14 protein-coding genes and 2 pseudogenes are annotated in these 15652 nt (G+C 50.3%); 2 read left to right on the top strand and 14 right to left on the bottom strand.

Annotation, left to right across the window (positions count from 1 at the left end; genetic code table 11):
• Nucleotides 1-3 precede the first annotated feature (3 nt).
• The 14 genes and pseudogenes from mraY to BCY86_RS02580 all read right to left on the bottom strand — a co-directional run bounded on the left by mraY (nt 4) and on the right by BCY86_RS02580 (nt 14355).
• Complete coding sequence (gene mraY, locus BCY86_RS02650; protein WP_075276330.1) at nt 4-1152, bottom strand: phospho-N-acetylmuramoyl-pentapeptide-transferase; 1149 nt, start codon at nt 1150-1152, stop codon at nt 4-6.
• On the bottom strand, nt 1149-2648 hold the full coding sequence (locus BCY86_RS02645) for a UDP-N-acetylmuramoyl-tripeptide--D-alanyl-D-alanine ligase (RefSeq protein ID WP_075276329.1): 1500 nt from the start codon (nt 2646-2648) through the stop codon (nt 1149-1151). The genes mraY and BCY86_RS02645 overlap by 4 nt, the downstream gene beginning before the upstream one ends.
• Nucleotides 2638-4293 (bottom strand): UDP-N-acetylmuramoyl-L-alanyl-D-glutamate--2,6-diaminopimelate ligase, encoded by a 1656-nt coding sequence (locus tag BCY86_RS02640; RefSeq protein WP_083604135.1) that lies wholly within the window; start codon nt 4291-4293, stop codon nt 2638-2640. The genes BCY86_RS02645 and BCY86_RS02640 overlap by 11 nt, the downstream gene beginning before the upstream one ends.
• The gene (locus BCY86_RS02635) at nt 4290-6377 is read right to left on the bottom strand and encodes a penicillin-binding transpeptidase domain-containing protein (RefSeq protein WP_075276328.1); all 2088 of its coding nucleotides are present in this window, start codon (nt 6375-6377) and stop codon (nt 4290-4292) included. The genes BCY86_RS02640 and BCY86_RS02635 overlap by 4 nt, the downstream gene beginning before the upstream one ends.
• The gene (locus BCY86_RS02630) at nt 6374-6703 is read right to left on the bottom strand and encodes an FtsB/FtsL family cell division protein (protein ID WP_075276327.1); all 330 of its coding nucleotides are present in this window, start codon (nt 6701-6703) and stop codon (nt 6374-6376) included. The genes BCY86_RS02635 and BCY86_RS02630 overlap by 4 nt, the downstream gene beginning before the upstream one ends.
• Entirely contained in the window at nt 6704-7624 is a 921-nt protein-coding gene (rsmH, locus tag BCY86_RS02625; RefSeq protein ID WP_075277532.1) for a 16S rRNA (cytosine(1402)-N(4))-methyltransferase RsmH, read from the bottom strand.
• Nucleotides 7625-7632: 8 nt separating this feature from the next.
• Nucleotides 7633-8076 (bottom strand): division/cell wall cluster transcriptional repressor MraZ, encoded by a 444-nt coding sequence (gene mraZ / locus BCY86_RS02620; RefSeq protein ID WP_075276326.1) that lies wholly within the window; start codon nt 8074-8076, stop codon nt 7633-7635.
• Nucleotides 8077-8301: 225 nt separating this feature from the next.
• Nucleotides 8302-9465: an acyl-CoA dehydrogenase family protein gene (locus BCY86_RS02615; protein WP_075276325.1), complete on the bottom strand. Its 1164-nt coding sequence runs from the start codon at nt 9463-9465 to the stop codon at nt 8302-8304.
• A gap of 10 nt (nt 9466-9475) precedes the next feature.
• Complete coding sequence (locus tag BCY86_RS02610; protein ID WP_075276324.1) at nt 9476-9820, bottom strand: hypothetical protein; 345 nt, start codon at nt 9818-9820, stop codon at nt 9476-9478.
• A 148-nt stretch (nt 9821-9968) separates the two neighbouring features.
• Nucleotides 9969-10394, bottom strand: a pseudogene (locus tag BCY86_RS02605) (hypothetical protein); the annotation flags it as partial.
• A 202-nt stretch (nt 10395-10596) separates the two neighbouring features.
• A complete protein-coding gene (infC, locus tag BCY86_RS02600) occupies nt 10597-11340 on the bottom strand; it encodes a translation initiation factor IF-3 (protein WP_075276322.1) in 744 nt (247 codons plus the stop codon).
• Between the two features lie 75 nt (nt 11341-11415).
• Nucleotides 11416-13416, bottom strand: a complete 2001-nt coding sequence (thrS, locus tag BCY86_RS02595; RefSeq protein ID WP_083604134.1) for a threonine--tRNA ligase — start codon at nt 13414-13416, stop codon at nt 11416-11418.
• Between the two features lie 46 nt (nt 13417-13462).
• Nucleotides 13463-14035: pseudogene (locus tag BCY86_RS10290) on the bottom strand (NAD(P)-dependent oxidoreductase).
• Nucleotides 14036-14076: 41 nt separating this feature from the next.
• Entirely contained in the window at nt 14077-14355 is a 279-nt protein-coding gene (locus BCY86_RS02580) for an NAD(P)-binding domain-containing protein (protein ID WP_075276319.1), read from the bottom strand.
• Nucleotides 14356-14389: 34 nt separating this feature from the next.
• Here BCY86_RS02580 and BCY86_RS02575 point away from each other — a divergent pair, with 34 nt between their 5' ends.
• Together BCY86_RS02575 and BCY86_RS09620 are read left to right on the top strand one after the other, a co-directional pair.
• Nucleotides 14390-14968: a hypothetical protein gene (locus BCY86_RS02575; RefSeq protein WP_216636028.1), complete on the top strand. Its 579-nt coding sequence runs from the start codon at nt 14390-14392 to the stop codon at nt 14966-14968.
• A 125-nt stretch (nt 14969-15093) separates the two neighbouring features.
• Nucleotides 15094-15339, top strand: a complete 246-nt coding sequence (locus BCY86_RS09620; protein ID WP_156865013.1) for a hypothetical protein — start codon at nt 15094-15096, stop codon at nt 15337-15339.
• The last annotated feature ends 313 nt before the right edge of the window (nt 15340-15652 follow it).

Genomic DNA, 15652 nt, shown 5'->3' with positions numbered 1-15652 from the left:
TTTCTAACGAAGTTTTAAGCTAGAAAGACTAACCAAGGCGAGCAAGATCGAAATGATCCAGAAACGGACGATGATTTTGGGTTCAGGCCACCCCTTCTTTTCATAATGATGATGAATAGGGGCCATCAAAAAAACCCGCTTTCCCGTGAGTTGAAAAGAGACTACCTGTGCGATAACGCTCACAGCTTCAATGAAAAAGATCCCTCCCAGGATGATCGACAGCAGTTCATTCTTGGTCAATACTGCGCACATCCCTAATCCTCCCCCGAGTGCCAAGGAGCCTACATCTCCCATAAAAAGCTGTGCTGGATAGGTATTGTACCAGAGGAATCCAATCCCTGCTCCCACTACTGCACCGCAGTAGATAGATAGTTCACCGATGCTGGAAACACTGGGGATATCAAGGTAACGTCCGACCACAAAACGCTGAGATACATTGGGGATACCAAAGGTAGCTCCAGCGAGATAAGCCCAGATCATGTAAGTTCCCGATGCGATGATAATCGGGCCAATGGCCAATCCATCCAGACCATCTGTCAAGTTCACTGCGTTGGACGTCCCCACCACAACCAGCACAGCAAACGGAATATAAATCCCTAAAGAAAAACTAATGGGGTGCTTTGCAAAAGAGATGAAGGGAACCGATAACCTCCCTCGGATATCCCACCAATCTCCAGGCAGATGATCCTTCGCAAGCATGAGATAGCTGACTGCGATCCCCCCTACGATGAATTGACCAAGCAATTTATACCGACCTGGGATTCCGCGCGAGTTGCCAAATTTGAGCTTGAGATAATCATCTAAAAAACCGATGACTCCATATCCAGCCGTTACTGCCGCTGTAGTCAATACAAGTGGATTCTGCAAATCAGACCAAAGAATCGTAGGAACCAACACGGAAAGGAGAATGAGAGAACCCCCCATGGTAGGGGTTCCGGATTTGGCATGATGAGAGATTGGACCATCTTCCCGGATAACTTGCCCTATCTGTTTTCTCTGCAGCTCCCGAATAAACCAAGGATACAGCAAAAAGGAAAACAACATCGCTGTAATAATCGCTGCAATGACCCGAAAAGGGACATAACGAAGCACATTCAACCAACCGAGCCATGAGGCTTGATGCCGCATCGGATAAAGGAGCTGATAGATCATAGAATTCCTATGCTAGGGTTTGTAAATCTTTCTCGAAGGGCTGCGACCACCCTTGCCGCATTCACCCTGAGCGACGCCTTGACAAGCACCACATCGCGCGGTTGCACATGATCGCAAGCCGCTTGGATCGCTTCTTCCACACTGTTCCCATTAACAACGGAAACTCCGTGAGATGCCGCTCGCTCCAAAGTGAGATTGATCGCTCCACCACAGCCAATGGCCAGATCAATCGAAAACTCCCCCATCTTATCCCCAAGGGCAAGATGCTCCGACGCTTCAAGAGATCCGAGCTCTCTCATCTCCCCAACAATCGCAATCGCACGTCCACCTCGTTGCGTAGCCATATTCTTAAGCGTGTGCAGCGCTGCCTGCATGCTGCTGGGATTGGCATTGTAAGATTCATCAATCAACGTCATCTCGTGCTCGAGTTGAAAAATAAGACCTCGACCGGCTGCAAAGAGAGTCCGTTCAAGCGCTTGATGCAACAAAGAAACAGGGATGGTTCTCCCTATTGTCGCCTCCGCTGCAGCAAGACCACCGATCATATCCAGAGCAGCTACCTCACTGAGAAGAGGGATGTGCACTTCAATCTGCTCTCGCTCTCCTCTCCCTTCCAAGGAACGCGGGCGCTCAAAAAGCACTCGAGCCCCTTGGACACCGAGGAGAGTGTGATCCATCAAGCGATAATCCGCATCATACATGCGTCCAAACGTCCTCACATGCTTCGCACGAGTGCGAGCGAGTTGCCCATAAACAGCAGCATCATCACAATTCACAATGGCGGTCCCATTCTGACTGAGCACTTCAAAGAGTACCCCTTTTTCACGCGCCACTCCTGATCGCCCACCGCTCACACCTGCTGCATGCGCGACTCCAATATTCGTAATCAAAGCGACATCTGGTTCAGCAATAGAGGCCAACGCTGCGATCTCGCCCACTTGATTCATAGCAGCTTCGAGCACCAACCACCGATGATACGGCTCGAGCCCAAATATAACGGCAGGCAAGCCGATTCGATTGTTGAGGTTTCCTTTTGAAAAGTGGCAAGAACCGATCGTCATAAGAAAAGAGGCACAGAACTCTTTGGTTGTCGTTTTTCCAGCGCTTCCTGTTAAAACACAAACACGCGGCTCTTCAACGCGACAGGCATGCGAACGCCTCCACCCACGTACATGCGCTCGAGCCAGATCCCCCCATGCTTTAAGGGTATCCTCGACCACAATGGCATCAGCATCTCCCAAAAACCCATTGTACTCCCTCTGAACGATTACCAAAGAGGCCCCTGCACGCACTGCCGCCTCCACATAATCGTGACCATCGTAACGCTCCCCCTTAAGAGCCACAAAAAGATTCCCAGGGCGAACTTGCCTGCTGTCGCTCGTGATCCCAACTGTAAATCGATCGCTGGCACTTTCCGATCGCAATACTCCACCCGTGGCTGCTAGGGCGCTCCAAACAGAAAACGCAGCATGACTGATAGGGATTTCAGTGGCCATCTTTGGCTCTCCTCTTCAACAAAGTACCGCGTTTCTCTCTCCGGCGAGCCAAAGCCTGACGCGCCTGCTGCACATCATGAAAAGGGTGCGATTCATAACCTATCATCTGCACTTTCTCCGCCCCTTTTCCCGCAATTAAGATCACATCCCCGCTCTGTGCCTTGGCGATGGCGAAGTCAATCGCTTTGGCACGGTCTAGCTCAATGCGGTAATGCCCCTCTTCCCTTCCAAATACATCCTCGTCGACAGGAGAAAAGAGGCCATGCAGCACCCCTCTCTCGATTTCGCGAGCGATCGCGAGCGGATCCTCCATCCGAGGATTGTCACTGGTGATCAGGACACACTGAGACCATCTTGCAGCCACTTGCCCCATCTGAGCTCGTTTGGTTGCGTCTCGATCCCCACCACACCCAAAAATACAGATTAGTCGGCCAGCTGCGAGCCCAGAAAGACTCTCCAACACGCGGGAAAGCGCATCCGGGGTATGAGCATAATCGACGAACACGCTCAGATCATCACCATCTTCATCGCAACGCTCAAGCCTGCCAGGGATTACGATTTCTTTGGAAAAGAGCTCGGCAACCTCTTTAAGATCGAAGCCGAGCGCATGCACAACCCCTAAAGCGATCAGCATATTTTCCAGATTATGCCTACCGCGCAACTTAGGTTGCATGCGCAAAGTGCCTCCTGGAGTCTTTAATTGAACATCCATACTGTACGTTTTTTCACTGAAAGAAAGTAGAGCAATATCTGCACGATCGGAAGGTAAATGCAAGCAAGAGCTTACCCGCACCACAGGAGAAGAAACACGCTGAGCTAATATGGCACCGAATGGATCATTGATATGGATGACCGCCTGTTCGGGAGCATAGTCCCAAAACAATCTCGCTTTCGCTGCGGCATAGGCTTCCATATCTCGATGAAAATCGAGATGATCTTGTGTCAAATTGGTAAAAGCAGCAACTCGAAAAGGAATAGCCCACACACGCTCCAATGCAAGTCCGATGGAGGTGACCTCCATCGCGAGATAAGTAGCCCCTTGCACCCGCATACAAGCCATCAGTCTAGCCAACTCATCTGCTTCTGGGGTCGTATGCACAGCAGGCCAAAAGTTCTCTCCAAGCGATGAGCCGATCGTCCCAATGACCCCCGTACATGAATATCCGCACAGGTGGTCGATAGCATGCCTGATCAAATGACTTGTCGTTGTCTTTCCGTTTGTTCCAGTAACCCCCACCACCTTTAGATGTTCTGCAGGGCGATCATATACAAGGGACGCCGCATGGGCCATCGCACGGCACACATCCTTCACGATAAGCGCGGGGAAGGGGACATGGAGCGATTCGGAAAAAGCCATATACCGGGACAACGACTCATGACCCATCAGAAACCCACGCGCTCCCCGTTCTCGCGCTTGTTCAAGAAAACGAGCGCCTTCCGTTCTCATCCCTTTTCTGACAACAAACAGATCGCCTGGTTCTACCAAGCGTGAATCATGGTGCACCCCTTCTAGCAATGTAGCCCCTTCTCCCATTATCGATGCTCCTCCGGGGAGTTGCTGGGCAAGACTTGCAAGAGACAAGGGGGTTGATAAGCGAGGTATAAGCATTTTTGTTGGCGAATCCAGATCAGGAGAGAAACTCATCGGACCTCTAGTTTGAAATAGACAGTTGTCCCTTTGAGAACAAGCGTATCTGCAGGGGGTTCTTGATAGACTACTTTTCCTGCCCCCTCCAGATGAGGAACAAGACCCGCTTCCGTCACACGCTGCACCGCTTCACGAGCCCCTTTGAAATGGATATCCGGCACTTGAATCCACTCTTTCTCATCGGACACATCTGCTAGGGCCTGTGGAGAAACGGAAAGACCTTCAAAAGGAGGCACTTCACGTGTGTTCTCCAACACCTCTTCAGCCTCTTCAACAGCAGCTCTTTTTCGATAAACAGGAAGTCTCGTGGAGATCCCTTCTGCGGCTACCCCCAAATAGCGCAACCCCGCTTCTGCTACCCTCCGAAAAACAGGACCTGCCACGTTTCCTCCGTAGCGACCCATCATCGGTTCCTCCAACACCACAGCAATGACAAATCGAGCGTGTTCTTCAGGGACAGAACCCACAAAAGAAGAGGTATACTTATTGAGCGAGTACTTCCCTGTACTGGAGTCCGCTTTCTGTGCGGTGCCTGTCTTACCAGGCACGTGAAACCCAGGGATAGCAGCTTCGACCCCCGTCCCCCCTCTTGAGGTAACCGAGGTGAGCATATGAATCACCTTTTGAGCGACATCCTCTGGAACGACCTCGGCGCGGAGGCGGGTAGTCCCTTCTTTCACAATTTTTCCCTGCGCATCGACGATCTTACGAATGAGAAAGGGCTCAAGAAGACGCCCGCGATTCACCAGTGCCGCGAAGGCCATTGCCAGCTGAATCGTCGTCGAACTGATCCCCTGACCAAAAGAAGCCGTAGCAGTCTCGATCTCATACCAGGGCCTACCGCGCGGGCGAAGTGAGCCAGCCACCTCTCCCGGCAAGGTGATCCCGGTTAGCTCCCCAAAACCAAATTTGCGAAGAATGCTATAAACTCCTGCTTCTCCCCACTGCATCCCGATTTTTAAAATGCCGATATTCGAGCTCCTCGCGAGGATCTGTGTGGGGGTCAGCCAATCGTGAGGATGTGTATCGTGGAAAATCACAGGGCCTACCTGGTAACTCCCCTCTTCGCAGTAAATCGACTCATAGGGTTGGATGACTCCTGCTGCGAGCGCACCCGCCATCACAAAAGGCTTGACGACAGAACCAGGTTCAAATCGATCCGTGATAGCGCGATGGCGCCGCACTTCTACACTAGATAAATTGTAATCATTGGGATTATAGCCCGGCGTTGAAGCCAGCGCTAAGATTTCGCCTGTCCGTGGTTCTACCATCACAAGAGCAGCCCATTTGGCTTCATACGTTTTTTGAGCAGCCTCCAACTCCTTCTCCGCGATATGCTGCATCCCCTGATCAATGGCTAGGTAAATGTCATGCCCTTGAAAAGCATGTTGGTTTAAAGCAACTTCAGAGAGCAAAAGCCTACCACCTCGGTCACGAAGCCCCTTGACCTCTTCCAAACACCCTTTCAACTCTTGATTCAGACTGAGCTCAATGCCATCTTTCCCTTCCCCATCCGGTGCTACAAAACCCAACAGAGGACCAGCCAATTGGCGATTGGGATAATAGCGCTGTCCTTCCCCCTCAATCGATAATCCTCGAAGGGGATTCGCTCTCTTTTTCGGATCGCTCAATTCGCGAATGGCCACCAGCTCCTCACTCGTGACGCGTCGCTTCAACCAACTGAAGCGAGGTTTTGCGGACAGCTTATGAAAGAGTTCGTCGGGATTTAAAGAAAGGATAGAAGCCAACTGATCAGAAATTTGGCGAAGGCTCTCTTCCTCTGAATCCCCCCCTTCCCTCAATCCCCGAAGCATCTCCACCACATCCACACTGACGCTGGGGACTTCAACACTAATCCCAAGAACAACCCCATTACGATCAAAAATAGTCCCTCGCTTGGGTTCGATGTGGAGGCGACGCAGTCTCTGTTTCTCGGCCATTCTACGCCACACTAGGCCATTTTTTACCTGCACTTTATAGGCAGTAGAGACTACCACGGCAAGCACTGCTCCCATCATGGCACAGATAATTCCCATCCGAACTCGAATCCACCGAGCACGAACACCCTCTAGGTTCTTCAACGCACGTGTTCCTCGCTAGCGAGTTTTGCCCCTTCCACTGCCTTACCCCGCATCGCAAGAGGGATAATTCTCTCCGGTGGGGGGCTCTCCATCCCCAAAAGCCCACGCGCAATCATATCAATTCGTTCGGGATTTCTATAGCTTCCGGTTTCCACCTGCAGAACGCGCTTCGCCTCTTTCAGTTTTTCTTGCTCCGCTTTGGTCCTGCCGAGCTCATAGCCTATCGATATGATTTTACTTCGAATGGATAGCTGAAAAACAAACGCAGAAACTGCTGCAAATACTGCCAACGTCCATAAAAACAAAAAAGAATAAGAAGTACGCATTTAACCCTTAGGAACATGGTGTGCAGCACGCAATTTGGCACTGCGTGCCCGTGGATTCCGTTGAATCTCTTGTTGTGTAGGGACCAGCGGTTTTTTGGTCATGGTTTCCCACGGTCGCTTTTTGAAAGCCAATTTGACCTGCCGGTCTTCAAGAGAGTGAAAAGAAATAAAGACTGCAATCCCCCCTTCCCCTACGATCTGATCGAGCAACGAGAGCAATGTCTCCAATTCTTCGAGCTCGCGATTGACAGCGATCCGCAATGCTTGAAAGGTACGGGTAGCTGGGTCGATCCCTCCCACGCGAGCAGGACCTACTGCACGAACGACGGCCCGACGGAGATCCAATGTCGTGTGAAGCCTATCCTCTTCGACAGCCTCTTTAATACGACAAGCGATCCGCCGAGAACGCCACTCCCCTCCATAATGAAAAAGAAGAGAAGCTAATTCTTCTTCACTGGTGTGAAGAATCAATTCGCGAGCGGTTAGCCCCTCTCTAAGATCCATACGCATATCGAGAGGCCCCTCCTGCCGAAAACTCATGCCGCGCTTTGCATCGTTCAGTTGCGACGAGTTGATCCCTAAATCAGCACACAGTCCCTGCACGCGACCAATTCCATGGCACTTCAGCTGCTCTCTGCACTGTCCAAAAGAAGCGTTGATGTATAGCGTTCGATCCGAAAAAGGAGCGAGACGCACTTTAGCCATCTGAAGAGCAAAAGGATCGCGATCAAATCCAACCAAAAAATTATTTTTCTCAGCTTTTAAAATAGCTTCTGCATGACCTCCTCCCCCTAAGGTGACGTCGACATACACCCCCCCTTGTTGAGGAGAAAGCAAGCGCACAACCGCTTCTGTCATCACCGACTCGTGAAATCCTGGTACGGCTACCGATTGAGATGGATGCAGGAATTCCGTTTTCATGCGACAGCTCACAGCCCCAGTTCTGCCAAACGGATGCCAAGCTTCTGGCGTTCTGCTTCGGCTACTTCAACCTGATGTTCCCAGCCTTCTTTCGACCATAATTCAGCATATTTTCCACTACCTGCCCAAAGCACATGTTTGCTAAGCCGCGCATGGTCCCTCAAGGTGGGGGGGATCAAAATCCTACCGGACTCATCGATCTCACATTCTACCGCCCCGGAAACGTACAGCCGCTTTAAACGGATGACAGCCAGATCGAACTGAGGAAGCATAGAGAGCTTTTCCTCAAAGAGGAGCCATTCCTGGAATGGATACACATTGAGACAAGCATCAAACGCACCGGTTACCACCAAATAGCGTTCTCCTCCTTTCTGCAAGGCCTCTCGATAGCGCGCAGGGACGCTCGTACGCCCTTTCGCATCCATAGTGTGTTCATAACGACCGCGAAACATTCCACCACACCACCCCCCACTTTAGGCCTAACCACTCCTTTTTTTACATCTATTTGCCACTTTCTGCCACTTTCTGCCACTTTCTTCAAAGAGTATACAGGGCAGAGTAAACCTCTGTCAACGTGTTAGCAAAGGACCTTATCGATACCGAACATGACAGGAAAGAGACGCCTTCCTTTTCCGCTCAATATCCTTGATGATTGGTACTGATTAAGAGGGTAAAAATTACTGACCCGTCGGACGAACCATACCGAGGTATTGGCGACCGATCAGCATGCGCTGCACTTCACTCGTCCCTTCTCCGATCTCACATAATTTCGCATCACGGAGATGACGCTCCACCGAGAATGCACAGCTATAACCATATCCCCCATGAATCTGAAGCGAGCGGTGGCAAATACGAGTGGCCGCCTCACTAGCAAACAACTTTGCCATAGATGCCTCACGCATACAGGGCCTTTTCTGATCAGCAAGCCAAGCTGCCCGGTAAGTCAGCAAGTGACTAGCCTCCAGATCGATCTTGCTCTCTGCAAGCATACATTGCACCACTCCAAAATCTCCAATAGGCTTACCGAATTGAATGCGTTGAGACGCGTACTTCGAAGCAGATTCAAATGCTCCATACCCGAGGCCAAGCGCCATCGCTGCAATAGAAATACGGCCTTGTGCCAAAATCTGGGTCGCATCAGAAAAGCCACAATCCACTTCGCCCAATCGACAGCTATCTGGAACACGAACACGATCTAGAACAAGCTCAGCCGTATCGCTCGAACGACAACCTAGTTTCTTTAGCTGCTTCGTCGCATAAAATCCAGGAGTCCCACGCTCTATCAGGAAAGCAGTGATCCCCTTTTGTTTGGCCACATGAGGATTTGTACGTGCTAGAACGACACAGAAGCCACACACACACCCTTGGGTAATAAACATCTTCGTCCCAGAAAGTACCCAAGCTCCATCCTCCCACTTCGCTGTAGTCGTGAGCGCGGCCGCGTCACTCCCACTCCCAGGCTCCGTCAAAGCCCACGCTGCAAGATACTCTCCGCTCGCAGCCTTGGGGAGAAAGCGCTCTTTCTGTGCTTCGGTTCCAAACGCAAGAACATGCCCTACAGCAAGCCCATTGTGGGAAGCCACAAAGAGAGCGCTCGATCCATCGACCTTGGCAATCTCTTCCACACATAAAGCATAACTCTGCACATTAAGCCCAACACCTCCATATTCCGGAGGGATACAGATACCCAAAAGACCCATTTTGGCCAATTTCGGAACCAGCTCATGAGGGAAACGCTCTTCTTGATCCCACATGGAAGCGTAGGGAGCAATCTCAACCGCACTAAAATCGCGCACTGCTTGACGTAAAAGGGCATATTCTTCAGAAAAATGGAAATCCATGGTTAGTAAGCTATGCAGATCTTGAAGAAAAATGCACTTTGCGAGAATAATGATACCGAGGGAGGCAGCGATCGCCCCTCCCACATACCCATGAACAATACCGTCTCTGAGGCTCTACCACGCAAATTTCTGTAGAACAATCTGTAGGGGTCTGACAAGCCATGCCCATATCTTTAACCATATCCCCTTGAGAGGAAGGAGTGGCTGTTGCTTCCCCCTTTTCTCGTCCGGTTTCAACGAAGGGGAAGAAGACGAACCCACTTCGTTCAGCATTTCTTCCCCCAAAGCCTCTTGATTCAAAGACCTCGATAGCATTATCGATCCATCCAAGATATTTATCTACCCCCGTGTACACCGTACGCTCTCTTCATCTCTCTCCTCGCCACCCTCAACGCGAGAAGCAATCCCCACAATTTCCCCGATCAATTCAATTAAAGCAATCCCGTCCATTCTAGAAAGAGGAGTCCTCCCTTAGAACCCAAACTCATCTTCACGAACATCCGTCACGCAAATGTGCTCTCATAGGAATTTGACGTCAATTCCACGTTTCCCTCGAGCAAAACCTCTGTCTGCCGAAGGCATTGGTTGATGGCAACTTCAGAACACAGAACTTTTAAAGGAGATATCCCCTCTACAGGTCTATCCAATTGGAGCATAGTCACATCCAATCCACACATAAAAGAAGGGGCCGGAGCCCCTATCTGTTTGTCATGAGCAACATATTTCCCGTTCGCCATATCCTCCCCGATAAAAACATGAATCGCGCGAGGATCTCGATCCCCAAGCCCCCGAGATTGCTCCTGAGGGTAAGTGAGGACTAACTCCACAGTCCTGGACAGGCAGAAACGGGAAGTTAATACACGATCAACCACAATCAAAGCCCCCGTGCACAATTGCTTTCCCTCTACATCGAGTGTCACCACAGCAGGATGGCGCCCTCGATCTTCAACTCCATCAAAAAAAAGCTACTAAATACTCATCTCTTTTCACCTGACTCCCCCCGCTCTATCTGAGAGGAAGAAGAATGAGCGCATGCCCCCCAAGCATCCAATCTCAGTAAAAGGAAAAGAAAACAGAAGAATAGATTCATAGGCATAAGCCCCTCGCTGCACAACTACAGTCGTCGAGCTGCTAAGCAAGATCGATGCCTTTATTTGGAATAGCCTCTTCTAATTCCCCTTTGTTGGTTTCGGTCACAGCTCCGTGCTCAACACCTTTGCGTTTCTTCATACACGCTTCTTCCTGTCGGATTTTTTGCGCAATCATCTTCGCCTGAACCGCCTTTTGAAACACAGCAGGCTTAGGCGCCAATACAAGGGAGAGAGCGCGCAATTCCATCGTCGCCTTGAGCTCTACATTGGCAATGCTTTCAAGCTGCTGGATGATGTAGTCAATCTGCTCATGCGCCTTTTCGGGGTGAGTGATTTCACGCCCTCGGAACCGCACCGAGAACTTAACCTTATGACCCGCTTCCAAAAAGCGCCGGGCAGCCCGCAATTTTGTTTCGAGATCGTGTTCATCGGTTTTCGGCCTCAATTTGATCTCTTTCACTTCCACAACGGTTTGCTTTCGCTTCGCTTCCGCTATCTTTTTCTTCTCCTCATATTTATGTTTACCAAAATCCCGAATTTTGCAAACAGGAGGGTCTGCTTTAGGATTGACTTCCACCAAGTCAAGGCCCTGAGAAGTCGCTAAACGAATCGCTTCACCGGTCTGAAAAACACCGAGCATAGTCCCATCAGCTCCAACGACTCTAACTTCTGGGACCCGAATGCGGTGATTAACGCGAATCTGAAAAGTACGTTGAGGTTGCTGTAGTTCGAAAGGGGGGCGGCCCATAGACATTGTATCTTGAAATCCTCCTGTTGTTACCATTGCAGCGTGCTCTCCGCTTTCCTTTCTAGGCTATCGCCGAGAGCGCTTCTTTCGATGATCCATTGAATACGCCATTTAATGGGTATCATCTCCCCCTTGTAAAGCAGTTCTTTCTAAAAAGGACCCACTGCCTGGAAGGGAAGCTTCCTTACAAACCCGATCGACGAAAGAAGCAACATCCATAGCTCCGAGCTCCCCGTGAGCGCGGGAGCGCAACATCACTGTACGTGATTCCATCTCTTTTGCCCCCACAACCGCTATATACGGATAGCGTGCCAAAAGAGCATGGCGCATTTTTGCTCCCAGCTTGTCCGGCGTACAATCCAAATCAACCCGGACACCAGCAGAGCGGAGCGCATGCACGACTTCGAGGGCATAGGCGTCTGATTGATTGGTGACAGTCAACACAGAAACTTGCCTGGGAGCAAGCCAAACGGGGAAGTGACCCGCACAATGCTCGAGATAAATCCCATAAAAGCGCTCGATCGAACCGAGCACAGCGCGATGGAGCATCAATGGGCGATATTTTTTCCCATCAGCTCCTACGTAGGTCAGATCAAAACGACTAGGGAGGTTGGAATCGTACTGGATAGTGCCGAGCTGCCAACTCCGTTTAAGCGCATCCTGAATGTGAAACTCAATCTTAGGGCCATAAAAAGCCCCTTCCCCCTCCGAAATTTCAAAAGGGAGACCCGAATCCCGAAGCCCCTGTTCTAACGCACTCTCCGATCGGTCCCATTCCTCATCCGTTCCAATCCGCTGCAATGGACGGGTAGCCAATTTAACATGCATATTGTCGAACTTAAACGTTCGATACACTTCATCGAGCAGACGAATAAATTTTGTGATTTCTTGAGGGACATCTTCTTCTGCACAGAAAATATGCGCATCGTCCTGACAAAGGGTCCTTACGCGGGTCAATCCGTGAACCACCCCCCCTCTCTCATAGCGATGAAGTCTTCCGAAATCAGCTACACGCCAAGGGAGATCGCGGTAGGATCGCATGCGCGCCCGAAACATCATACAATGGGCTGGGCAGTTCATCGGTTTGATCGCAAACGATCGTTTCTCCCATAAGCGATGCATCTCCTTCCGCGAGAGAGGACCCTTTTCCGTCTCATTTCCCCACCCATCTTCCGTCCACAAGCGATATATATTCTCACGATAATACTCGAGGTGTCCGCTTTTCTGAAAGAGCTCGGGATCGAACACCTGAGGGGTCACCACCTCTTCATAGCCATACACTTTGTACAGACTGCGGATGTATTCGATCAGGGTATGGTACACAAACGCCCCTTTAGGCATAAAAAACGGCATGGCAGGAGCTAAGGGGTCAAAAAAGAAGAGGTCGAGCTCTTTCCCTAATTTCCGATGGTCCCGCTGTTTTGCTTCTTCCACACGCTTCAAGTATTCGGAAAGCTCTTCTTCCGAATCGAACGCAGTCCCATAAATTCGTTGGAGACGGGGATTTCGTTCATCCCCACGCCAATATGATCCAGCGACTCGAGTCAATTTAATAGCCTTGAGAAAGCCTGTTGAGGGGACGTGGGGGCCTGCGCAAAGATCGACCCACTCATCCGCTCCATCTCCACCATGACGATACAGGGTGATTTCCTCCCCCTCAGGAAGAGTCTGAATATGCTCGACCTTGAAATGCTCCCCCTTGGACTGGAAATAACGAACAGCAGCCTCCCGGGAGATCACTTCACGGCGAAAAGGGGTATCCTTTTGAATGATTTTCCGCATCGCCCTTTCAATTGCCTCAAAGTCTTCCTCGCGAAAAGGGGCATCCGGCCTCTCAAAATCGTAATAAAACCCATCCTCGATCGCAGGACCAAAAGTAACTTTTGTCTCAGGGAACAGCCTTTGCACAGCATCTGCCATCACATGAGCGCTCGAATGCCGAATCACTTCCAACCCTTCAGGGTCACTCGCTCGAATCGGCACACACCCCACCCCCTCATCGATAGGGGTATGGAGATCCACGATCTCATCTTTGACCTTCACAGCGACGACTGTCGCATCCAACTCACCTCGAGCTTCTAACACCTCGCGAGGCACTTTCTTAACCGCCATGCATGCTCCTTAAAAAAAATGTATTATCTCATGGCAATCCAGCCTATCAAGTCAAAGTTTTTTGTTTTTCGGCCAAGGAGAGCCGCTCGAGCACTTTAAAAAGACTCTGAGTCCCCTCCTGTTGTCTCCCCTCTTCCTTCAATAAGGAAAAGAGCCCTCGCACCAGCGAGACAAGCGGAAGGGAAGTGTGTAAGCGGTCCGCTTCTTGTTGCACAAGCCCCAAGTCCTTCTGCATCAACTTAACCGTAAAGCCAGGGGCATAATCACGCCGCATAATGCGTGGACCTACATGCCTCCACTGTCAGCTATCGCCGGTCCCACCTTCAATCGTTCGAATGACGGTATTCGGATCGAGACCCTGCTCTTGAGCAAACAAAATCGCTTTGCAGGTAGCCAGCAGACGACCTCCTACCAGGATCTGATTGCATAGCTTGGTCGCCTGTCCTGTCCCATGAGGACTGCAATGCGTGATTCGGCGCCCAATCACTTCCAAGACAGGACGCGCGCGCTCGAGCACAGGTACTTTCCCCCCTACCATCATACTTAAGATACCCGCTTGTGCTCGAATATCCCCTCCTGACACGGGAGCATCCAGATAATCGATACCGCGTGCTGTCATCCCTTGTGCAATCGATTGCTCGATCGCAGGAGCAATGGTACTCATTCTTTAAAAATACGGAGTATAAACGAGCCATGCTCCAGAAGCCGCTGGGCCATAGGTGCGCCCATAATCCCAAGTCCAATCACGCCTATATGTTTCATCATGGACTTTATTTTCACACTTGCGTAGTGCATTGATTCATTAATTTGAAAAACAAAAAAGAACATGAAGAATTGGCCACTCTGGGGACTAAGTTGCTCGTTGAAGGAAATAAGAATGTAGAAACGTTCTTCACAAAGCATCATCTGACGCATCAGACGCTTGCAGAGTTTCTCCATCAACGTCCAGCTCTCACTTCTCACGAACTCGTTTGTGCAGCAGGGTCGATCACAGCATGGATTAGGTGATCCGTCTTACGATTTAGATCTGTTCATGGTGACCGACAAGCAGTGCTTTCTATCGAGAAAGGATCAATTTGCATCCAAACGGAAACAACAAAAAAAGCGGCTCCATTTCCGCATCACTTATCTTCATGTTGGTGGAGTCGAATTTGGCGTTGAAGTGCATGAGATGTCCACATTCCGATCTCTTTTCTCTGTACTCAATCAGTTGGACACGCGGGATGAAGATCATGTCTTAAAAAGCTTTCGCGATCTAGCACATCTCGACCGTCAAACGGCTCTCGATATGCTCCATCGCTTGCGGATCAGCGTCCATCTCGCCAACCGAGATGCTTATCATGCTATGCGCATGCAACTCGATGAAAAACGATTTTTACATTGGTATGCGCGGATCCATCTTGTCAATGCAGGAGATTATTCCAAAGAAACACGGCACAGTTTCCATCAGGAGGATAAAGAAAACTTCTACCTGAAGCTATGCATGCTTTTCAATTCGCTCGCAGATGCCCTCCTTTCTCTTTCAGGAGGCAGCCTCGATCGATGGAAATAGCGACTTCCTAAGTTACGCCGATCTCAAGAACAGGAATTCCTCCGTGACTTCCTTTCCGTCCATCTCCTGAGGGACTGAGAATCTCTTAAGAAGATGGTCGAACATCAGCTAGAATGGGGGCAAACATGGCACAAAGCATTGCAAGATCGAGTGATGTCTATCTGCACAGAAGACGCCTCTCCGTTGATCCCTTTCATCCGTTGACTTATGAGATTTTCTCTACGGAAGTCACCACTCACATCAGCATTTTCCCGACTGTCCCTGCTAAATTGCCGAACTATGCAGTTTTGCTGGAACTCAATTTCGCACTTACGGCGCAGATGCTTTTAAAAAAGTTGCGGCGCGTTTCTCTTCATCCAGACTGCAAATAGACTGGTATCAGCTGCTTGATGTTTACCGTGCTCCTGTTTGATCACGTGAAATCGCATCCTATGTGCATGGGACTGTTCTGGACCTTGTATGCGGGAATGGAAGTATCGGCCGGATCCTCTCAAAAGACTATCACCATCCCACCCAGCTGGTAGTGTGCCGTCCTTCACCACGAGTACAATCCAGAAGCGCTGCTCGAGGCAGCGGTTCATCGAGAACAACCTCTGATCCTCTTTATTCACAAACTCATGGGATCTCCCATCACCTGGAATGTTATCATAGCAGAAAAGTACACATCTCTCCTCCCCCCCCCCC

This window comes from Pajaroellobacter abortibovis (assembly GCF_001931505.1).
In the GTDB taxonomy this organism is placed as follows: domain Bacteria; phylum Myxococcota_A; class Polyangia; order Polyangiales; family Polyangiaceae; genus Pajaroellobacter; species Pajaroellobacter abortibovis.
Note: the sequence above shows the minus strand (reverse complement) of the source record. Positions and strands in the feature narration are given on the sequence as shown.